Origin of the sequence: Vibrio sp. SNU_ST1, assembly GCF_030563405.1 — a bacterium.
In the GTDB taxonomy this organism is placed as follows: domain Bacteria; phylum Pseudomonadota; class Gammaproteobacteria; order Enterobacterales; family Vibrionaceae; genus Vibrio.
Genome location: NZ_CP130748.1, coordinates 1,273,172 through 1,295,209, shown reverse-complemented (window position 1 = coordinate 1,295,209; position 22,038 = coordinate 1,273,172). Strand labels below are relative to the sequence as shown.

Below are 22,038 nucleotides of genomic sequence, written 5' to 3'. Positions count from 1 at the left end.
ATAAAGGTACTGTACTTGGAATAAAGGTACTGCGCTTGGAATAAAGAGTGTTAACTACTCTTACAAGAGCCTCTGCAACTGCGGGGGCTTTTTTCTTTACACTGTCTTGTCTTTTTAACTGATTTTTCTGATTTTTATTTGGTATTATCGAGCACTCAAAAATTAATGCTCAGTCAAAGGACCATACCGAGAGTGAAATTTGATTCTCACATTTTCCGTAGCCACTTATTAAAAGCTTACAAAAAGCTGCAAGGTTTTCTGTTTGGCGCTTTCCTCGTGTTCTTAGTTGGCAGCGCTGCGGTTATTGCGATCGATTATTGGGTTTCATGGCAAGCAGAAGATCGCATCATCTACGACATTGATGAAGTGCCCGAGCTTGAGGTCGCCGTTGTGCTTGGCACAAGCAAATATTTGGGTAGAACACTCAACGACTATTATAAGCACCGAATCGAAGCGGCAATTGAGCTGTTCGATCGTGAAAAGGTAGATCAATTTCTACTGAGTGGCGATAACGCTCATCGCTCTTACAATGAACCGTGGACGATGAAACGCGACTTGTTAAAAGCGGGCGTCCCCGATGAACGCATCAATCTAGATTATGCGGGGTTCAGAACCCTAGATTCGATTGTTCGCGCCAAAAAGATATTCGATACCGATAACTTCCTGATCATCACTCAGAAATTCCACTGTGAAAGAGCGCTATTTATCGCTAACTCTTACGATATTAATGCGCAGTGTTTGGCGGTTTCAGGACCAACCCACCATTCGGGAACCTCAATACGTTTACGTGAAGTATTTGCACGTACCAAAGCGTTTCTTGACCTGTATATTATTGGTACTACGCCAAAATTCCTTGGCCCTAAAGAGCCTATCCAACCCAGTCCAAAACCAGAATCATTACCGATTCCTAGCCCTATTACTGATCCCAATGTAAATCCTATAGCAGACCCCACAGCAAACCCTACTGAAAATCCGATTGCAACTCCTTCAGTAAGCCCTATTTTAGAACCAACAGAGACCGATGTGTAGAAAACTACACATTTTGAATTTGTTGCCTCACACTTCCCCATTGTTAAGCAAAAACACACCAACACTCCTTTATTAACTTGAGTAACATTCTCCCAACAAAGTCTGACCCTACATCAAGTCTATATACCTCGAAAATAATAAGCACCGCTCAACGAAGTCGTGCACCAATAAAACGAGGATAAAAAAAGGAGCGTCTTATGACGGCACTTGTTACTACACTGAAACACTGGTTGTTTACCCGCAACAGCATGATATTAATTGGTAATTTCACGCTATTTGCAGTTTTGCTCAATTCCCTACCATTCGAAGCGCAAGTGAATACGGGTTTAAGTATTCTCGTGTTCGTTGCCATTCTATGGTTAACAGAAGCTATCCACGTCAGCATCACCGCTTTGCTCGTTCCCCTATTGGCTGTCTTGTTTGGTGTATTCAACACGCCCGCAGCACTGGCTAACTTTTCGAATCCCATCATCTTCTTATTCATGGGCGGATTCGCGTTGGCAGCCGCACTGAACAAGCAAGAGCTGGATAAAGCGATAGCTGACAAAGTATTGCTGATAGCAAAAGGCAGAATGTCGGTCGCCGTGTTCATGTTGTTCGGTGTGAGTGCGGGTTTATCCATGTGGATCTCAAACACCGCCACCACAGCAATGATGCTTCCTCTCGTTCTTGGTATCATGAACAAAGTCGACCAAAGTGAAGACCGCAATACCTACGTGTTCGTGCTACTGGGTATCGCTTACTGTGCTTCAATCGGTGGTATCGCAACTTTAGTTGGTAGCCCACCAAACGCCATTGCTGCCGCAGAAGTTGGCTTAAGCTTCACAGAGTGGATGGCTCTTGGGCTACCTATCTCGATGATCTTACTGCCAATTACGATGATTATTTTGTACGTGATGACTAAGCCAAAACTTGACCACCAATTCGAGCTAGACCATGCACCTGTCGAGTGGACAAACAGCAAGAAAATCACACTGTCTATCTTCCTTTTAACCGTAACGCTTTGGATATTCGGCAAACCAATCAACGCAATGATTGGCGGGTTCTCTAAGTTTGATAGCTTGGTAGCGATTGGCGCAATTGTACTACTTGGCGCTTCTAGAGCCGTGGAATGGAAAGACGTTGAGAAGACAACGGATTGGGGTGTACTTATCCTGTTCGGTGGTGGTATCTGTTTAAGTAACATTCTGAAAGCGACAGGAACAAGCGTATTTTTAGCACACTCACTGAGCGGATTTTTAGAGACGGCAGGTGTACTTCTTACAATTCTAGCCGTGGTAGCCTTCGTGGTATTCCTAACGGAATTTGCAAGTAACACCGCGAGTGCAGCATTGCTTGTCCCTGTATTTGCGACTATTGCTGAAGCGCTGGGTATGTCGCCTGTTATCTTGTCTGCACTCATTGCGGTGGCCGCATCTTGTGCCTTCATGCTGCCTGTTGCAACACCACCGAACGCGATTGTATTTGGTTCGGGCCATATCAAGCAGAGAGAGATGATGCGAATCGGTATGGTTTTGAACCTAGTTTGTATCCTAGTGCTGACTCTGTTCGCTTGGATCTTCTGGTAAGCACTCACACCTTATAGACTGATGTTTATAGACAAGTGTTACAAGTAAGGCTCTACATAAACTGGTTGTAGTTCCCCCGGCTCAACCAGTACAAAATGCCCGCTCAGTGTGAAACTATTACTCAGTTTGAAGCAGTCACTGAGCAGGCATTCAAAAAACAATAAAACGCTTTTCCCTTTTGGTGGCTCCTCGCCACCTTTTTTGTTTCTCTTCATCAATCCACCAGCTCACCCATGATTAAATTGCATTGGGTACTAAGCGCGTCCAACCTAACAACAGCATAGAAGCACACATAACCCAAACGACAGTGGCTAATGAAAGTGTCGATACCAAGTTATAGCGATAACTGAACACATAAACCGCGCCAAGATAAGCTGCGTATGGTACAAGCGAAAACAAGCCAAATAGCGCCGTAGTGCGTAACTCCACCATGGTTTGTTCAGTGCCAACAATGTAGTGAGCAATCAAAGCAAAAGTGGGAAACAACGGCACTAAACCGGCGATGTAAAAGCTCTTACTCTTCGACAACAGCGCAATCAGTAAAACGGCAGCCGCACCAAGCAAACATTTAAAAAACAGTGAGATCATTTCAATACGTTATCCAACAAACCAAGACAGGCTCTAGAGGGTAAACTCATATAGCGCCCATAAAAACGCCACACGTCACATATGCACGCATGGCTTATAAAGTAATCAACACAATTATAAGATTAGTGACTCAAGATCACCTGATTTCGCCCTGAGTGCTTGGCTTGATATAAGGCTTCATCAGCGCGGGCGATCGTCTCTGTCACCCTCTCTTGCTTCATCTCGGCAATGCCGATACTGCAAGTGAGAGAATCCCCATGAATCCAAAGATGTTGGCTAACCAAAAGTCGGATTTTCTCTGCCTTTCTCTGCGCTTCGCCAGCTTCGGTTTCAGGGCAAAAAACAATAAACTCTTCCCCTCCCCAACGTACAAGTTTGTCCGTCGCACTGATAGAACTGCCAACCACCATACTGAATTCACGCAAGATATGATCACCCATCTGGTGTCCGTATTTGTCATTCACACTCTTAAAGTAGTCAATGTCCAGGTAGAGCATACTTAACTTGCCGTGGCCTTGCTTCACCTGTTGCGACTGCATTTTCAACCAATCACGAATCGCGTGTCGGTTAAGTATCCCAGTCAATTCGTCACGATGAGCCCTTTCAGAGAACTCAAAGTTTTGCTCTCTCAATGCCCGATTGACGTTCTTTAAGTGATGATGTCTTTTTTCAGCGATCGCCATACGTTTTCTTGAGCGGTGTAATTCTGAAAGCAGGAACACAGTGCCGGTACCCACCCAGATAAACAGCAAGATCAGGAATAGGCTTTCAGCCGAAATATACGAACCCTCAAACTCAATACTTCGAATAATTATCCGATGGTGACCTAATTTAGCGCCAGAAGCAGTAGCAAACTCAACCATGTTCACATTTGAAAACTCGGGGGCTGAATGCTCTAACGCAATGTCGTTATCCGCTAACCACCACGTCATGACTTGCAAGTTTTTGATCGGGATCTCGATCACGCCACCATCGATTCCTGGAGAGAACTCCATCCCGTTGTACTTGTGTGTGTACTCATCATTAGGAACCGAATAAGCAGGATTGTAATTGCGTAGGTACGTTCTCAGACGACCACTAGAGTCAGCCTTCGCATGGTAATCAATATTGACTCTAAAGGTGTGGTACTGCGAAAGGTCAAGGCCAGTGGTTATATCTGGGTTAATACGAATCGATAGCCCGCAATAAGGCCAAGGATATTCGGACTTTTTAAGCTCACAATCGAGAATATACTGCCCATTTTTATAGGACAATTGGGAGGTACTGACTCCTCTATCAACTTGATCGCTGGTCGCGATAAATTCATATTGTTCAGGAGTAATCGTTGTTATCACACGATTTCCACTTACCTGGTAATACTGCACAATGGCAAGTGTTGCGATAACTAGAAAGATAACAATTTTATGAATCCACTTCACATCTAAGCTTCCGGCTTTTGTTCCCTATAGTTGGGATTTAACGATATAAATTAATCATTAGATTGCATACTAACAATTGACTTAAAAACGTTATATCACACCTTAACGAAATGTCATACTATAATTTAGATGGCGTGTTTCCAGTCAATTATTCACTGCATGAATCAAGTAATATTGCGTATAAATAGAGGTTCTATTTGTTATACTCATCGCATAATCATCGTTAACCGTAGCGACTGCTTACAAGGCGTTCGAGTCGACGAAATAATAATCAAAATACAACGAGTAATGTCATGTCTTTATTAGCAAAAGGAACACTCAAGAAAATGAGTGCTTCCCTTGATGGTGCGGTTACCTACCGTTTACCTGTAGGGGAAGAGTTTGTAGAGCTAAACCCTCTGATTGGTAAAACCATCAACCTTACCCACACTGGTAATATTTTTTGTTGTTCGTGTGGTAAGAAAACCAAGAAAAGCTACTCTCAAGGCCACTGCTTTGTGTGCATGAAAAAGCTAGCAAGCTGCGACATGTGCATCATGAAGCCTGAAACTTGCCACTACGATCAAGGCACTTGTCGTGAGCCTCAATGGGGTGAAGAAAATTGCTTCGTCGATCACTTCGTTTACCTGTCGAACACATCAAGCCTTAAGGTAGGAATCACTCGCCATACTCAGATTCCAACTCGCTGGATTGATCAAGGTGCCACTCAAGGCCTACCTATTTTGAAGGTAAAAACGCGTCAGATTTCTGGTCTTATTGAAGTCGAATTAGCGAAGCACATTGCTGACAAAACCAACTGGCGCACACTGCTTAAAGGTGACGGCGACGATATGGAGTTGGTAGAGAAAGCCAAAGAACTATTGCCATTGGTTGAAGATAAAATCCAAGAGATCAGAGCGAAGTTTGGTGATGATGCTATCGAGGTGCTCAGTGAGAGCATTACTTCATTGAGCTACCCAGTTGAACAGCACCCAGTGAAAATTGTATCGCACAACTTTGATAAGAACCCAGAAGTGACGGGCGTACTTCAAGGCATTAAAGGCCAATACCTTATCTTGGATACTGGTGTGATTAACATCCGTAAATTTGGCTCTTACGAAGTGGAAGTGTCTGCCTAATTTATAGAACTTAAGCGTTTCTCATAGTGCGAAGCGTTCAGTTAATAGCCAAAAACTAAAATGCCCTCAAGTGATGACTTGAGGGCATTTTTTGTTGTCGATTCTATTCGCTTTCGATGACGGTTTTAGGCGTTAAAGCGCGACTACATCTCCGTCTACACAATTCTTGCCATTGGCTTTCGCGCGATAAAGAGATTGGTCGGTTAAATTCACGAGTGCGTCAATAGTGACACCGTCTTCACACGCTCGGCTATCACTGATTCCGATACTCACGCTAGAGTTAAAACGAATTTGTTCACCCACTTTGAACTCGACTTGATTGAACTGTTGGCGAATCTCTTCTGAAACTTCGAGAGCTGTTTCAAGAGACGCATTTGGGATAAATATAATGAACTCTTCACCACCCCAACGGCCTGCTACTCCACCAACTTTCTCGGCATTGCGCTTAGTTATACTAGCCAAAGCACAAATTACCTCATCACCCACCATATGACCATAAGTATCATTGATCGACTTGAAGTCATCGATATCTAGTAGCATACAGACAAGGTAGTTTTTAAAGAACATGTGCTCTCTTAACCATTCATAAATCGCCCTACGATTAAGCAGATCCGTCATTTCATCGTAATTCGCTTGGTGAACCAACTGCTTCTCCAACATCACCTTTTGAGTCACATCTTCGAGTACCACTTGAACGGCCCGCTGACCTTTCCAAGTAATAGCATTATCGTAAATATTAAAAAAGCGATGAACACCGTCAAAGCCAATGTTTTCAACCACGGTACTGGTTCCCGACAGCTCACCCGACACGATCGCTTGATAGTGTTTAGAGATGCCATCAGTATTCTGCTGGGGCACTAAGTCAAGAATCGAATCCAGCGCTAAGACTTGCTCTATGGAAGATCCACCTTGCAGTTTTACCCAGGATTGATTGACCATCAACGGTTTGAAATCTCGATGCACCAAGATGCCCTGCCCTGATTGCATGATCATGTCGTGATACATCTTATCTTGCTCACGCACTGCATTTTGCAGCTGAATCGCAGGGGAAAGATCGATAACCGTGACTTGCAGTGCAGGTCTTCCCTGCCACTCCGTCACATGATCGATAGAAAACACGGTGAACTCTCTGCCATTACGATCAATATTGGTATAGGTGTGAACCTGAGGGTCTCGTTGACCACTGACCGTTTCAAGGTAATTTTGATAGGCTAAAACATGGTACTCTTCTGAGATGAGGTCTAGAAAGCTATCGATATCAGAAAGTAGTTCTTCCGGTGATTGGTATCCATAGATGCGAGCATAGTTAGCGTCAACACTCACTACATTCATATCTTGAATCGTTATTACACCGTACGTGGATTCGAAATTTATTGAAGACATTGCCAACTCCGCATTCTCGCTACACTTCATAAGCCGAAGCATAACAACACATCCTGCCAACGCTTCCACACAATCTATCACGCGTTAGGGACATTAATATGATATCTAGTATATCGTACTGCTTTAGGCTTCTCTACAACTCAATCGTAAGCGTAAGCGTAAGTCATCAAAAGTAGACAAATACCACCTTCTTGTTACGCACGTCAAAAAACACGAAGGATATTGTATAGCTATGTAAGCATTATCTATTCGGTTATTCATTCCAATCGGAAAAATAAGAGACCAAGAAATCAATCGCGAGTCGTGCTCTCTGTGGAAGGAAGCGACGGTTTTGATATACGATCCAACTGCTTGTACCGGCTCCCCAATATTCTTCTAGCACTGGAACGAGCTTCCCATTGGCAAGACCGCCGTTGAAGCTGCTTTTGGGAAGATAAACAATGCCAAGCCCCTCTTCACAAGCTTTAAGTACCGCACTCGAGTTATTGCTTTTCCAACGCCCATGTACTCGAACTGCATTTAACGGTTTTCCATCTTTCTCAAACAACCACTGATCACTGTTGGCAATAATACAGCTGTGTAACTTCAACTGTTCAGGCTGTGTTGGAGAACCGAATTGATCGATATAGTTCTGACTCGCGGCCGCTGCCATAGGGCGATCCACCAGCTTTCTTGCCACCAATCCTGAATCGTCCAATCGACCATAGCGAATCGCGAAATCAATACCATCTTCGATGAAGTTAACCATCTTGGTATTGAAGTTCATCTCGATAGTCAGATCAGGGTGGTCTTTGGAAAATTCCATCAGCGCCGCAGCGACATGATTCTCGGCAAACGCACCCGCCGCACTCACGCGTAAAGTACCGCTAAGCTGAGCTTGTTGAGACGTCACTTGTTCATTCGCCTGTTGCAGCCCGATAACCAGATCTTTGCATTGCTGATAATACGTATGCCCAGACTCAGTCAAACTCACCATACGAGTGGATCGAGCAAGTAAAGCCACACCCACTCTCTCTTCTAACCTCGACACTTGGCGACTGACATGACTGGTACTGCACCCAAGTTGTTTCGCGGCCGCAGAAAAGCCGTGACACTCCGCTACCGCCACAAATTCATTAATACCTTCAAAGCTATCCATACTTCACCTGTTTACATCTAACGAATTCACATCCGACAAACCCTCACTCACTATTGCTATATAGCAATAATGTTTTGTCCATTCGGCATATTATCACTCAAATGGTTTACTACTAGTATTACAGGTAACGAAACAGCGGTATCTAAATTGAAAGCTTTGGTTTTCTAAATAAAAGCCACGACGCTGAAACCAAACAAAAGTGCTCAAAGGAACGAATCATGAAAAAAATACTAATCCCAGTGACTAACCACGCCACACTAGGCGATACAGACCAAGCGAACGGTACTTACGCTCCAGAACTGACTCATGCACTGAAAGAGATCATTGCTGCGGGTTTTGAGTACGACATCGCGTCTATCAAGGGTGGTAAAGGTCCACTGTATGGGACCGATATTGAATGTGATTCAGTAAACGCCGAGATCTTAGCTGACGATGACTTCCAGAACCGCATTAACAACACGATTCCTGTAAGCCAAGTTAACGTAGAAAGCTACGATGCTATCTTCTACCCAGGTGGATTCGGCCTACTTTCTGACTTAGCAACCGACGAGCAATTCGCAACGATTGCCGCTAAACATTATGAAGATGGCGGTGTGATCGCATCAGTATGTCACGGTCCAGCAGCACTGCTTCCGATTGTTCTAAGCAATGGCGAGAAGTTACTGAGCTCTAAATCTGTGACTGGTTTTACACGTGAAGAAGAGATCGACTTTGGCACCATCAACGACATTCCATTCCTATTGGAAGAGTCTCTTGCGCGCAGCGCTGCACGTTTCAACAAGGTTCAACCTTGGCATGAGCTTGTAATTGTTGATGAGCGAGTGATTACTGGCCAAAACCCAACCAGTGCTCACGCAGTAGGTGTAGCTCTCGTTAAGCAGTTATCTTAGTTAAATCACGGACTTTAGCGACTAGCGACTAGCGACTTTAGCTTAGTAGACTTTGCTAAACAGATATAAGTTAATAAAACAAAAAAAGCATACTTCCTACTCAATATTATTGAGAGAAGTATGCTCTTTTCTAATTCTGTGGCTATTAAAGTGCTAGTGGCTTCGCAAGATCCCTTCAAGCACATTAAACAACAAGTCGATCTCTTCAATCGAGTTGTAATGCATACAGCCAATACGCACCACGCCCTGCTCTTCAATACCTAGCTGCTTTACCAGCCCTAATGCGTAGAAGTGACCATTCCACACACAGATATTATGCTCACCCAGCTTCTTAGCGATGAACTCTGGAGAGTAGCTATCAAAGGTAACCGCAAAGGTTGGGGTTCTTAAGTTTGAATCAAACTCGGTTTTCCCGTAAAGCTTTGCTCCTTCAAGATCGGACAAGCGCTTAAGAAAGTACTCACTGAGTTGGCTTTCATGCTTATTATACAATGCGTAACTTTGCTCTAAACGAGAACGCAATGAATCGTCTGGATCACCAAACTGCGCCAAATAATCCACCGCCGCAATCACACCGGCAAGGCCTTCGAAGCTTTGCGTACCTGTCTCAAAACGACCTGGGCCGATATTGGTTGCAGGCTCAACCTTGTAAGGCTTTAAAGTATGTAGCCATTGAGGCGCAACATAAGCAATGCCAACATGAGGGCCGAAGAACTTATAAGCTGAACACGCTAAAAAATCGCAATTCAGTTGCTGAACATCGATCAAGTGATGCGGTGCGTAATGCACGGCATCGACATAAACCTGCGCACCATGCTGATGTGCAAGCTCGATCACTTTTGCCATGTCGACAATCGAGCCCGTCGTATTCGAGGCAAACGTCACCGCGACAAGCTTGGTTTTCTCGTTAAGCAGCGATTCAAAATGTGCCATATCCAAACTGCAATCCGACTCGTCTACACGAACTTGGCGAACAATCGCGCCTTTGTCGTCTGCCGCTTGCTGCCAGCTCGACACGTTTGAGTAATGATCTAGCGCAGTGACGATAACTTCATCGCCCTCTTGCCAATCGCGGCTGATCGCTCGGCTCAATTGGAAGGTCAACGACGTCATGTTTGCACCGAACACAACGTTGCCAGAAGATTCCGCATTAAGCAGTGCTTGCGCCGCTTCTCGCGCTTGCTGCATTAAGCTAGTCGTCTTTTGGCTAGAAAAGTAGTGGCCACCTAGGTTTGAATTGAAATGCCCTAGGTATTCAGTCATTGAAGCTAAAACATTCTCAGGCACCTGAGAACCACCCGGCCCATCAAAGAAAGTGACTGGCTTGCCATTATGATATTGGCCTAACGCACTAAACTGTTGGCGCACATAATTAAGAGTGAAGGACATTGCGCGCATCCTTAGCCGTTAATACAAACACATCCATGTAGCCCATCTCGCCATGGTCTATGGTACGAATCGGTTGTGCATTGTGCCAAAGCTTACTATCAGCAAGCATTGCCACTTCGCCATCGCCTAACACTTTTCTGAAGAACGGTGCTTCGTGGCTATCTTGATAAAGCATCACTTCACCACCAACGATGTTGTGACGAGTAACACCAATGATCGCGATGTGGTCGAAGCCGTCTTGGTGAACACCTTCTGGTGCAACCTGAGTTTCTTCAAAAATAGCGGCAATGCGGATTTGATGGATTTCGATTTCTTGTCCGTCTTCAAGCCCGTTGGTTTCAATAAACAGTTCACACATCTCTTGCATGCCTTCGCTGCTTAGGATTTGTGCTTCAATCGGCTCGAACTGACGAACAACGTCACCTTGAAAGTGATTAATGTCTTCAGACTGAACAAAGTTATGTTTGTCTAGCTCAACGACTTGTCCATTACTGAATTCAACCACTGAGTACCTTCTCAATCGGAACTGGCCATCCGCATGCTCTGTGCTTGGTAGCTTAGAGAATGAAGGTGACAACTCCTTAACTGCATGGTTACTGAGGTGGGTAATATGTAGGGTATTTTCGTGAGCATGTAACATCATCGACTCCTTAATGATTGTTAATTAACTTTCTATATTTAACGTTTTATTTACATAAAGGATACTTGAAGATCTTGCCAAATCAACATTAAACAATCATTTATCCCGTCAGATTTAATAATTCAGACACTAAATCTAACCGAGAAATAAAATGCAGTGTATAACACCAGAATAAAAGATGACCAACTCTTAAAACTAGCACACTCCACTAGCTAGTTATAAATACCTACAATTTAAATAATAACGATATTATTAACTAGAAAGACAAGTTTCATATTGTGTCGGCCCTTTCACTTCAATACGCCAGCCTCCTTGCATGAACTCAGGCACCACGGTTGCCATCATTCATTTCTATGATTTGCACATCGAAATACGATCTACCTATCAGTTGCCAAACTATTGATTATTTACACAACAAACTGAAATTGGTTAATTTATCAGTAAGCCAGAAACCAAACGCCTTTGCTTGCGCGTCTGGAACAGGCCGAGTTCGGGGGGAACTCGGCCGCCCCAAATGGCTTACCGTCTTTTAAGGGAGCGAGTTGATTGTTCTCTCAGCTTCGGAAATGCTTGAATTGGCAATTGAGAAAGGATTTATCTAATGGTTGCTAGCAAGCGAGAGCATTAAGATAGAAACCATCATATTTACTCTTCAAACTTAGAATAAAAATATAACTCAGGACACCCATAAAAAAGAAGAGTGTCGAGAGTTAAAACATTGTTCAAAGCTACATCAAAATACTGAAAACCAATAGTGCTTACATTTTATTAACTAAATCATTCATAGCGGTAACGCAATTTTGAAGATAATCGGCTCTTATAAATACAGCATCTCGCCCCGGCATTGGATAACGAGTCGAAGTCATTCTCGTAAATGGCATTCCGTGAGCAAAAGCTACAACTCCTGTCGTCTGAAAATCTCGAATACTAGCAAACGATTGCTGAGTTTGAGAAAAACTACAAACATCTGGGTGATTAGTTAAAACATTTTCAACCATTTCATCAATTTCAGTTAAAACCGAATGATATGCTGAAGCAGGCCCCATGTACTGAGTTAATCTGTTTTTCGGGAATAAATGAAAGCGTGGAGGTCGTCGACCAGCTGAAATTAGTTGTGTCGCGAAGTTATGCTGTTGGTAAATTGCAGAAGGTAAATTGATACCTTGTACTAAAGCGATAGCATTCTGAACAGCTCTACGTGAAGAATCATCAGCCATTACAGGTAAAATCATTTTATCAGTAGCTGCTAAAGCGATCTGAGTATAGATCGAAAAACTAGGGTTAGTATCAACAAAAACGTGAGTATATTCACCCTCAATTTGGTCCAAAAAGTTATTCAGCCAATCAATGATAGATAGCCATGTATTTGTACCGGGAATTTGAGTGTTAGCAAGAGTTGTCATTGCATTAGCTTGTAATTCAACTAACGCATCACCTGCAACTAAATGAATATTTTCTGAAATGTGTCTATTATAATGAGACGGAAAAGAAATATAGTTATGAACATCGAGCGCTGTAGGCATAGTGTAAGGGGCCGGTAAGCGTTCTTGAAAGTAGCCACCAATACTGCATCTTAAAGCTGGGTTTTGATTTTGTATCTCATTTAAGTTGGTACTTCCATTTCCAATCAACCCCCCAAGAAATAGCTCGGATAAATTTGCTTGAGGGCAAAGGTCTACCACTAGTATGCGAGCATCAGGGTTCCTTTCTGCGTACATTGTTATAGCTTGGAATGCGAGACTAGTTTTACCAGTCCCACCCTTATTGTTCCAAAAAGAATATTTTTGCATATTTAGCCTTACTGACATTTATTAATAATTTAGGAACAGACTACTATCTTAAGTAACTAATAAGAAAGCACTTAATTTGAAAAAAGGTGAGATTTTGATGACGATAACGCTTTAGCATGGACCACCACCACATTTCATTACATAAACATAACCTAATAATGAAATTAGAAGAACGAAATTCCAAGACACTCACGTACAAGTAACAGCTAAAATGTAAATTTTTTACACAATGAAGCTATAGCGTAACTCATCAAGTAAAACGTACATCAGTCCTCCATCTTTACTTCTGACTTTCTAACGACGGCTTTTTAATCATGTGGATTATTTTTCGCGTTCCATAAAACTTTAGTTTGATCAAGTTTTATGGAATAAAAGACGATTAACCATCTGCAAATGCACAAAAAGGCGGCAGCAACAATCGTTGAAGAAGACAGCGCTTTCACCGATCTTCCAGCCACGAAAACGTTTGTCTCCATTAAGTTCTAACGTATAACGATTAATTACACTTCAGCCCTTGTTTAACCTTTTATTGCCTCCATATTTTCCATACAATCCTAAGCGATTATAAATAAAAACAATTTCAATTTCGGAGTCCTCATGAGCGACGTAAAGCACTGTAATTTATTGATTCTTGGTTCTGGCCCTGCTGGCTATACAGCTGCAGTTTACGCTGCTCGTGCAAACCTAAACCCAGTACTGGTTACCGGTATGCAGCAAGGTGGTCAGCTTACAACCACGACAGAAGTGGAAAACTGGCCGGGTGATGCTGAAGGTTTAACGGGCCCTGCTCTAATGGATCGCATGAAAGAGCACGCAGAGCGCTTTGAAACAGAGATCCTGTTCGACCACATTAACGAAGTAGACCTATCTAACCGCCCTTTCCGTCTTAAAGGCGATTCTGGCGAGTACACGTGTGATGCATTGATCATCTCAACGGGTGCATCAGCTAAGTACCTAGGTTTAGATTCTGAAGAAGCATTCAAAGGCCGTGGCGTTTCTGCTTGTGCAACATGTGATGGTTTCTTCTACCGCAACCAGAAAGTTGCAGTTGTAGGTGGTGGTAACACCGCTGTTGAAGAAGCACTGTACCTATCAAACATCGCGTCTGAAGTTCACCTAATTCACCGCCGTGACACTTTCCGCGCTGAAAAGATCCTAGTGAAGCGTTTAATGGACAAAGTAGAGAACGGCAACATTGTTCTTCACACTGACCGCACGCTAGACGAAGTGCTAGGCGACGACATGGGCGTAACGGGCGTTCGTATCAAAGATACTCAGTCTGATAAGACAGAGGACATCGAAGTAATGGGTGCATTCATTGCTATCGGTCACCAACCAAACACTGAAATCTTCAAAGGCCAAGTGGACATGAAAGACGATTACATCATCGTTCAGTCTGGTCTGGAAGGTAACGCGACACAAACAAGCATCCCTGGCGTATTCGCTGCGGGTGACGTAATGGACCACAACTACCGCCAAGCAATCACTTCTGCTGGTACAGGTTGTATGGCTGCACTGGATGCTGAACGCTTCCTAGATGGCCTTAACGATAAGTAAATCTGAGATTGCAGATTTGATTATCGGCGCTCTCGCCTCAGTAGATGCAGGGCGTCATCACATTTTGTTGTAAATCCCTAGAGCCCAGTGGTATATCCACTGGGCTTTCTTTTGTATACTAGCCGCCCTCAACAAATAATAATTATCATTAAGCCTTCATAATGGATAAGAAAAAACAACGCAGCTTGAACAAGTGGCTTAAGCAACAGAGTAAGTTAGCGAAACGCTGGCTTATGATTGCGATTGGCCTTGGCGTACTTTCAAGCGTGTTCTTAATTGCTCAAGCAGCTCTTCTCGCCTCTATTCTTCACCAGCTGATCATCGAAAATGTCGATAAATCTGAACTGGTTGGTCATTTCGCAGGCTTGGCATTATCGGTCGTTGGCCGAGCTGGCTGTACATGGGGACGTGAAATCGCAGGTTATCGCTGTGGTGAACAGATACGGATCTACATCAGGCAACTCATCCTTGATAAGTTACGCGAGTTAGGCCCTGCTTATATCAAAGGCAAACCTGCGGGTACGTGGGCAACGCTGTTACTAGAACAAGTAGAAGACATGCAAGATTTCTTCTCTCGTTACCTGCCTCAAATGTCTCTGTCGGTAATGATTCCATTCATTATTTTGGTTGTGGTGTTCCCAGTTAACTGGGCTGCAGGACTGATCTTCTTACTGACTGCTCCACTGGTGCCGATGTTCATGGCACTTGTTGGTATGAAAGCGGCCGATGCAAACCGTAAAAACTTCAAAGCGCTGCAGCGTCTTTCGGGTCACTTTTACGACCGTTTGCAGTCAATGACGACCATTCGTCTATTTGACCGCACCAACGCTGAAACAGAAGTACTTAAAGGTGCATCTGAAGTGTTCAGAACGCGTACCATGGATGTGTTGAAAATTGCTTTCTTGTCTTCTGCGGTACTTGAGTTCTTCACGTCGATCTCTATCGCGATGACCGCGGTTTACTTTGGTTTCACTTACATCGGTGAACTGAACTTCGGTCACTACGGTGTTGGCATTACTCTATTCGCAGGTTTGTTCATCCTTATCTTGGCGCCAGAGTTTTACCAACCTCTACGTGACTTAGGTACTTTCTACCACGCGAAGCAACAAGCTGTTGGCGCAGCCGAAAGTATTGTCGAGTTCCTAGAAACAGACATCACTAAAGTTAAATCAGGTGACACTCAACTCGATCCGGCTCAAGGCATCAATATTGAAGCTACCGAGCTAAAAGTGTTAAGCCCTGAAGGTACTCAATTAGTTGGTCCTATCTCGTTCGCACTGAACACTCGCCAATCGACTGCGTTAGTTGGCCCAAGTGGTGCGGGTAAAACAAGTTTGATCAACGCCATCCTTGGTTTCATGCCTTATGAAGGAAGCTTGAAAATCAATGGTATTGAACTGCGTGACTTAGACTTGGCATCTTGGCGTAAGACGATCAGCTGGGTTGGCCAAAACCCATTGTTGCTTCACGGCAGCATTCGTGACAACGTCACTCTAGGTAAGCAAGATATCACTGACCAAACTGTTCAAAACGCACTAGAGCAATCTTTTGCTAACGAGTTTGTAAACGAGCATGGTTTGGATTACATGATTTCTGATCGCTCAGGCGGCCTGTCTGTTGGTCAATCTCAGCGTTTGGCTTTGGCTCGCGCAATGATTCAAGACGGCCAATTCTGGTTGCTCGATGAACCGACTGCCAGCCTAGATACTCGCAGTGAGCAGTTGGTGATGAAAGGCATTAATAGCAACATCGAAAGTCGCACTGCCCTGCTTGTGACGCACCAACTGGCTCCTCTTCAATCGGTCGATAACATTCTGGTTATGCGCGATGGTGGTCTTGTTGAACAAGGTCATTACTCTCAGCTTTCGACTGCGGGTGGTTTATTCGAAGAGATGCTAAACGCGAACTTAGCTCAACAAGACAATAAGGGTAATTTAGATGCGTGATTTACTGCCTTACCTGAAACTCTATAAAAAGCATTGGTTTGGCCTATCGCTAGGCATGCTACTGGCTTTTGCTACTCTGTCGGCTTCTATCGGCTTGTTAACGCTATCGGGTTGGTTTATTTCAGCTTCTGCAGTTGCAGGCCTTACGATTGCGCGTGAAACCTTCAACTACATGCTGCCGGGCGGTGGTGTTCGTGGTTTAGCAATGAGCCGTACTGCGGGTCGTTGGGGTGAACGTGTTGTCAGCCACAATGCGACATTCAAACTGTTAACTGATTTACGTATCTTCTTCTTCAAGAAGTTGGCTCCGCTGATCCCAGGTCGTATCTCAAATCTACGTGACGCTGACCTACTTAACCGTTTGGTTGCCGATGTCGACGCCATGGATCACGTGTACTTGCGCTTAGTCAGCCCTGTGACGGTTGGTGTGTTTGGTATCTTCTTCCTGACTCTATTCTTGATGTGGTTTGATACCTCGCTAGGGCTTATCTTAGGCTCTATTCTTCTGATCATGCTGCTGGTTTGGCCTGTCTTGTTCTACAAGCTGGGTAAACGTAACGGTGGTGAGCTAACACAAAACAAAGCAGATCTTCGTATTACCACTCTGGATTGGATTGAAGGCTACAGCGAACTGACTCTGTTCGGTGCTGAAGAACGTTACCGTAATGCGATTCTAGAGACACAACGTAAGCTGATGGCAAACCAGTTTGTGAACGCTAACCTAACCGGTATGGCTTCAGCAGCGCTAATGCTGTTCAACGGTTTAACGCTTGTTCTTATGCTTTGGCTTGCGGCAGATGGCGTGGGCGGTAATGCTCCAGATCCGTTCATCGCGCTAATGGCATTCGCTACTATGGCAAGTTTTGAACTTCTGATGCCTATCGCAGGCGCGTTCCAGCATTTAGGTCAAACTCTGTCTTCAGCTCGTCGCTTGAACGAAGTGATTCTGTCAGAACCTGAAGTTCAGTTCGCTGAAGAGAAGCTAGACATCAACAAGCCGCTTGATATTACGTTCTCAAACGTGACTTTCAACTACCCTGATTCTGAGCGCAGTGTTCTGAACGCTGTTGAGCTAACAATTCCGGCAACGAACAAGGTTGCGATTGTGGGTCAAACGGGTTCAGGTAAATCGACTCTGATTCAGCTTCTGACTCGCTACTGGGATCCTAAAAAGGGCTACATCTCAATCGCGGGTATTGAACTGACGCAGTGGAATGAATCACAGCTTCGTGAATCAATCAGTGTGGTAAGCCAGCGTGTCGACATCTTGAATGGCAGCCTACGCGACAACTTGTTGATTGCGAAACCAGATGCCAACGATGAGCACCTAGCTAACATCCTTAAAGACGTTGGTCTAGAAAAGCTGCTTGAGAATGATGGTCTTGATAGCTGGTTGGGTGACGGTGGTCGTCAACTGTCTGGTGGTGAGAAGCGCCGTATTGGTATTGCACGTGCAATCCTTCATGATGCCCCTATTCTGCTTCTTGATGAGCCGACAGAAGGCTTAGATAAGCAAACCGAGCAGAGCATCATGGCACTGTTTGAGAAGCACTTTGAAGGCAAGACTGTTATCTTCATTACGCACCGTTTGATTGGTCTGGAATCGATGGATTCTATCGTTCTGATTGAACAAGGCGAGATTGTTGAACATGGTTCTCATGAGAAGCTGTTAAGCGAAGCAGGACGTTACTTCCAACTTCGTCAGGCAATCTAGCTTCTCATAAGTTATAAAGAAAACCATTCAAAGCCCGAGTTTATACTCGGGCTTTTTTACACCTTCACTTTTTTTGTACCGTCACTCAAACTAATCTCTTGCCGAATTTGCTTTGCAGCCCTCTGACTAGATCGCTGACTTATCGAAGCGACAGTTAAACAAAGTTCTGTTTGAGCTTCTCTTCTAACGCTTGAACACACAGTTTGATAGCGATAGGTGTATTTGAAGCGAATGGGTTCAACGCATAAACTGTGTTAGTGGGTAGTTGAAAACTTGGCAAGATGTCGACCACTTCATTTGATAGCTGATGAAGGTAGAAGTCTGGAATTACACCAATACCAACGCCAGATTTGATCAAGGCGAGACAACTATGAAAGGAGTTCGTAGTGCAGCTTGCTTGTTGTTGGTAAACAAAATCTTGTTCGTCTTGAGAAGTAAAGTGATGAGATACTTGCTTACCTTGCCATGAGTTAGCAATGTAGGGAATAGCGTCAAGTTCACGAGAACGCATGCTTTCAACGCCACACAACACGTCTTTAAACTCGCCTAAGCGTTTCTGCTTTAAGTTGCTATCACGCGAGCTGCCCACTCGTACTGCGAGATCAATATCGTGTTCCATGAAGTCTAAATGCTGATCGTCGCTTATCAGTTCTGGGTTTAGCTTCGGATATTGCTTCATTAGTTCCGCAATAACAGGCGCAACCAGCAAATCCATCAATGCATTTGGAGCCGTGATTCGAATCCGCCCTTGTGGCTCTTCTAGCTCAGCTTTGGCCATATCCCAAGCCGAGTCAGCAATCACGTTAATGTCTTTGCAACTTAAATAGAAACGCTCACCCATACTGGTCAGAGATTGCCTCCGTGTTGTGCGTTTGAGAAGTGAAGCACCTAGTTCTTGTTCCAGAATTTTGAGGTGCTGACTGACGACGGACTTGGATAACTCAAGCTTTTCAGCCGCAGCTGATACTGAGCCCTGCTCAACGATGTGAGCGAAAATCGACATCTGCTTTAGCTTACTCATCTTATTGTTCTCTTTTTACATACAGTATTTTCTATTATCTCTGTTTTTCAATTTAATTTCCAAGGCTAAACTAAATCCAACTTATCGAGATAACCAAATCAAAGACACAGTGTTTGAAAGAAGACTGTTATGGAGAAAGACAATGTTAGACAACCAAATTTTAGAAGCATGTAAGCAAGGCATTAACGCGTGGCAGAAAGCATTCAACAGCCAAGATGCGAAAGGTTGTGCGAATCAATATGCTGAAAGCTGTGTAATGGAAGCGCGTCCATTTGGTACTTTTGAAGGGCGTGAAGCGATTCAAGCATTTTGGCAAAACATCATCGACCAAGGCTTCAAAGACGTTGATTACACAGACGTTACGTGGGAAGAGCACCCAGAAGGCGGCTACATTTTGACGGCTAGTTGGACAATGAACAAAGCGTTTGGTGTTGTGCATCGTGAGCACTGGGCACTAGAAGCAGATGGTTGCGCTCGTTTAGTCAGCGATGATTTTGAAGTTCAAGGCGAACGTTAGCCTGCTCGCTTTTAAAAGAACAAGCCGCTTTAAAAAATAATGCGATAACAATAATGCGATAACAATAGTTATGTCGCTAGAAAAACAAAGGCCGGTAGTCTGAATCAGACTACCGGCCTTCTCTTCTTTATTACAGCCTTATCACCATGATGTGCATCTACCCTTTGACTCTACACAGTCAGAAAGCACGCTCGTGATACCCACTTTGGTTATCGACTGCTTACGAAAAACAACCGTTATAGTGCCGCTTTCTTCGCTTCTGTAATCCAAGCATCAAACGTATTTCGGTTCGCTTTGATCCAACCGTTTACGTGCGCTTCGATATCAGCCGAGCTGTTCTTACCTTTACTCATCATCATGTTCTGAGCACTTACATCATTGATGTTAAGTTTGATGATTTCAAAAAGCTTCGCCGCAGATGGGTTGTTCTTAGCAAACTCTTTGTTCGCAATAATACGCATCGAATTCATTTCGAAGCCGTAGTTCTTGCCATTAGACAAAGTCGTATCAACATTAGCACGCTCACCTGGTAGTGAAGAGAATGGAACTTCTAACCAAACTACATCTTCGTTAGGAACCAATACACCACTCACCCAATAAGGTGTCCACGTGTAGTAAAGGACTGACTCGCCCTTTTGGTAACGTGAAATTGTATCTGCGATGATCGCTGCATAGTTACCTTGATTATGAGTAACGGTATCGTCCAATTTGAATGCAGAAATTTGGTGTTCGATGACCATCTCACAACCCCAACCTGGGTTACAGCCTGTCAGGTCTGCTTTACCATCACCGTCAGCATCAAACAGCTTAGCGATTTTTGGATCAGTCAATTGACCAATGTTAGTGATGTTGTATTTTTCAGCCGTTTTCTTATCAATAAGGTAACCTTGAGCCGCACCACTTACATATTGGCCTTCACGGTAGAATTTGTCATCGCCACCCGCCATTTTGTATTTGTCAGCGTGTAGTGGGAACCAACCTACTGTTAGGAACGTCGCGTCACCTTTTGCGATAGAAGTGTAAGCTACGTTGTAGTCCACTTCTTGCGTTGATTTCACGTCATAACCAAGCTCTTCTAAAGCACGGTTAACAATCAGTGTTTGGAACGTTTCTTCAGCAACTGAAGATTGAACAGGCTGAACTGATACACCTTCACCCGGCAAGCTTGCAGCCCACACGTTCGTTGATACAGCCAGTGTCGAAACGATGCTAACGGCTAGCTTACTCTTCCATGAATTATTCATTGGTGTTTTTCCTTAGTTGTAGTTCTGATTGTTTACCGCGATTTAAAGCTTTTAGCACAAGGGAAACAGGCCCCATGTGATACCAGCGTAATTTTGTATTACCTGCATTTACCCCAAGAACTTGGGTAATGCGGTCAAGTAGGATTGCAAGAATAACAATGCCTAGGCCACCAACAGCGGCCAATCCCATATCCAGTCGGCCAATACCTCTCAGTACCATTTGACCTAATCCACCTACCGCGATCATTGATGCGATAACCACCATCGATAGCGACAACATCAGTGTTTGGTTCACGCCCGCCATGATGGTTGGCAGTGCCAATGGCAGTTGAATTCGATAAAGCATCTGCTTTTTGCTTGCGCCGAATGAGTGACCTGCTTCGATCAGATCTTCCGGTACTTGCTGAATACCCAAGATAGTCAAACGTACAACAGGAGGAAGTGCGAATATGATCGTCACCACCACACCCGGAACGTTACCGATACCAAACAACATTACGATGGGTACAAGATAAACGAAGGCTGGCGTGGTTTGCATGGCATCGAGAATTGGGCGTACGAATTTAGCCGCGGTATTGCTGCGGGCGAGCCATATCCCCATGGGTAAGCCGATCAGCAGACAGAAGAATACCGATGTCATGACCAGTGAAAGCGTGGTCATCGCTTCAGACCAAGCGCCAATCAAGCCAATAAAAGTCAAAGAAACGGCTGTAGCCAAACCAAGCTTCAGGTTTGAAAACTGCCATGCAACTAAAAACAAGATGATCAACATGAATGGTGCAGGTGTCGACACCAACGCCGTTTCAAATGAACTTAGAATGAAATCGATAGGCACACGGATTGCTTGAAACAATGGACGTCCGTGCTCAACTAACCAATTCAGTCCAGACTCTACCCAAGTGTCGACGGGCAACACTGCATCTGCAAAAGGGTTAAGTGGATCAAAAGGTGTCGTTTCGACTATTTCGCTGCTTAACCAATCTGCTGATGGTGAGGTATCCGCGGCTTGACCCCAAGGATCACTTGCAGACTGAGTAGCGGGAGCAGCTTGCGACCATGGGTCATTATTTGTTTGTTCAGACGACATG

General features: G+C 44.2%; 18 protein-coding genes. 8 read left to right on the top strand and 10 right to left on the bottom strand.

Annotation, left to right across the window (positions count from 1 at the left end; translation table 11 throughout):
- The first annotated feature begins 192 nt into the window (after positions 1-192).
- Both Q5H80_RS05735 and Q5H80_RS05730 read left to right on the top strand, forming a co-directional pair.
- A complete protein-coding gene (locus Q5H80_RS05735; protein ID WP_304569182.1) occupies positions 193-1,029 on the top strand; it encodes a vancomycin high temperature exclusion protein in 837 nt (278 codons plus the stop codon).
- Positions 1,030-1,226: 197 nt separating this feature from the next.
- Positions 1,227-2,597, top strand: a complete 1,371-nt coding sequence (locus Q5H80_RS05730) for a DASS family sodium-coupled anion symporter (RefSeq protein WP_304569181.1) — start codon at positions 1,227-1,229, stop codon at positions 2,595-2,597.
- 237 nt (positions 2,598-2,834) lie between these two features.
- Here the strand turns inward: Q5H80_RS05730 and Q5H80_RS05725 are convergent, their stop codons facing one another.
- Both Q5H80_RS05725 and Q5H80_RS05720 read right to left on the bottom strand, forming a co-directional pair.
- Entirely contained in the window at positions 2,835-3,185 is a 351-nt protein-coding gene (locus Q5H80_RS05725) for a GlpM family protein (protein ID WP_192888895.1), read from the bottom strand.
- A 122-nt stretch (positions 3,186-3,307) separates the two neighbouring features.
- A complete protein-coding gene (locus Q5H80_RS05720; RefSeq protein WP_304569180.1) occupies positions 3,308-4,603 on the bottom strand; it encodes a GGDEF domain-containing protein in 1,296 nt (431 codons plus the stop codon).
- 293 nt (positions 4,604-4,896) lie between these two features.
- Here Q5H80_RS05720 and Q5H80_RS05715 point away from each other — a divergent pair, with 293 nt between their 5' ends.
- Positions 4,897-5,721 (top strand): DUF2797 domain-containing protein, encoded by an 825-nt coding sequence (locus tag Q5H80_RS05715; protein ID WP_012603698.1) that lies wholly within the window; start codon positions 4,897-4,899, stop codon positions 5,719-5,721.
- A 132-nt stretch (positions 5,722-5,853) separates the two neighbouring features.
- On the opposite strand, the gene Q5H80_RS05710 is transcribed toward Q5H80_RS05715, so the two are convergent.
- Both Q5H80_RS05710 and Q5H80_RS05705 read right to left on the bottom strand, forming a co-directional pair.
- Positions 5,854-7,104: a diguanylate cyclase gene (locus tag Q5H80_RS05710; protein ID WP_369809708.1), complete on the bottom strand. Its 1,251-nt coding sequence runs from the start codon at positions 7,102-7,104 to the stop codon at positions 5,854-5,856.
- A gap of 253 nt (positions 7,105-7,357) precedes the next feature.
- On the bottom strand, positions 7,358-8,242 hold the full coding sequence (locus tag Q5H80_RS05705; RefSeq protein ID WP_304569178.1) for a LysR family transcriptional regulator: 885 nt from the start codon (positions 8,240-8,242) through the stop codon (positions 7,358-7,360).
- A gap of 218 nt (positions 8,243-8,460) precedes the next feature.
- Here Q5H80_RS05705 and Q5H80_RS05700 point away from each other — a divergent pair, with 218 nt between their 5' ends.
- Complete coding sequence (locus Q5H80_RS05700; protein ID WP_304569177.1) at positions 8,461-9,132, top strand: type 1 glutamine amidotransferase domain-containing protein; 672 nt, start codon at positions 8,461-8,463, stop codon at positions 9,130-9,132.
- Positions 9,133-9,285: 153 nt separating this feature from the next.
- On the opposite strand, the gene Q5H80_RS05695 is transcribed toward Q5H80_RS05700, so the two are convergent.
- The 3 genes from Q5H80_RS05695 to Q5H80_RS05685 all read right to left on the bottom strand — a co-directional run bounded on the left by Q5H80_RS05695 (position 9,286) and on the right by Q5H80_RS05685 (position 12,951).
- Complete coding sequence (locus tag Q5H80_RS05695) at positions 9,286-10,521, bottom strand: cysteine desulfurase-like protein (RefSeq protein WP_304569176.1); 1,236 nt, start codon at positions 10,519-10,521, stop codon at positions 9,286-9,288.
- Positions 10,505-11,161, bottom strand: a complete 657-nt coding sequence (locus Q5H80_RS05690; RefSeq protein ID WP_048607150.1) for a 2OG-Fe dioxygenase family protein — start codon at positions 11,159-11,161, stop codon at positions 10,505-10,507. Before Q5H80_RS05690 ends, Q5H80_RS05695 begins: the two co-directional genes overlap by 17 nt.
- Before the next feature lie 758 nt (positions 11,162-11,919).
- Positions 11,920-12,951 carry a ParA family protein gene (locus Q5H80_RS05685; RefSeq protein ID WP_304569175.1) on the bottom strand — a complete coding sequence of 344 codons (1,032 nt, stop codon included), beginning with the start codon at positions 12,949-12,951 and terminating at the stop codon, positions 11,920-11,922.
- A 597-nt stretch (positions 12,952-13,548) separates the two neighbouring features.
- Between Q5H80_RS05685 and trxB the strand changes: the two genes are divergently transcribed.
- The 3 genes from trxB to cydC all read left to right on the top strand — a co-directional run bounded on the left by trxB (position 13,549) and on the right by cydC (position 18,168).
- Complete coding sequence (gene trxB / locus Q5H80_RS05680) at positions 13,549-14,508, top strand: thioredoxin-disulfide reductase (protein ID WP_060982451.1); 960 nt, start codon at positions 13,549-13,551, stop codon at positions 14,506-14,508.
- A gap of 161 nt (positions 14,509-14,669) precedes the next feature.
- Positions 14,670-16,454 (top strand): cysteine/glutathione ABC transporter permease/ATP-binding protein CydD, encoded by a 1,785-nt coding sequence (gene cydD, locus Q5H80_RS05675; RefSeq protein ID WP_304569174.1) that lies wholly within the window; start codon positions 14,670-14,672, stop codon positions 16,452-16,454.
- Positions 16,447-18,168, top strand: coding sequence for a cysteine/glutathione ABC transporter ATP-binding protein/permease CydC (gene cydC / locus Q5H80_RS05670; protein ID WP_304569173.1), 1,722 nt, complete (start codon positions 16,447-16,449; stop codon positions 18,166-18,168). Before cydD ends, cydC begins: the two co-directional genes overlap by 8 nt.
- A 154-nt stretch (positions 18,169-18,322) precedes the next feature.
- On the opposite strand, the gene Q5H80_RS05665 is transcribed toward cydC, so the two are convergent.
- The gene (locus Q5H80_RS05665) at positions 18,323-19,189 is read right to left on the bottom strand and encodes a LysR family transcriptional regulator (protein WP_304569172.1); all 867 of its coding nucleotides are present in this window, start codon (positions 19,187-19,189) and stop codon (positions 18,323-18,325) included.
- A 142-nt stretch (positions 19,190-19,331) separates the two neighbouring features.
- Between Q5H80_RS05665 and Q5H80_RS05660 the strand changes: the two genes are divergently transcribed.
- Positions 19,332-19,706 (top strand): nuclear transport factor 2 family protein, encoded by a 375-nt coding sequence (locus tag Q5H80_RS05660; RefSeq protein ID WP_304569171.1) that lies wholly within the window; start codon positions 19,332-19,334, stop codon positions 19,704-19,706.
- A gap of 236 nt (positions 19,707-19,942) precedes the next feature.
- Here the strand turns inward: Q5H80_RS05660 and proX are convergent, their stop codons facing one another.
- Both proX and proW read right to left on the bottom strand, forming a co-directional pair.
- Positions 19,943-20,950 carry a glycine betaine/L-proline ABC transporter substrate-binding protein ProX gene (gene proX, locus Q5H80_RS05655; RefSeq protein ID WP_269334876.1) on the bottom strand — a complete coding sequence of 336 codons (1,008 nt, stop codon included), beginning with the start codon at positions 20,948-20,950 and terminating at the stop codon, positions 19,943-19,945.
- Entirely contained in the window at positions 20,943-22,037 is a 1,095-nt protein-coding gene (gene proW / locus Q5H80_RS05650) for a glycine betaine/L-proline ABC transporter permease ProW (RefSeq protein WP_304569170.1), read from the bottom strand. Before proW ends, proX begins: the two co-directional genes overlap by 8 nt.
- Between the last annotated feature and the right edge of the window lies 1 nt (position 22,038).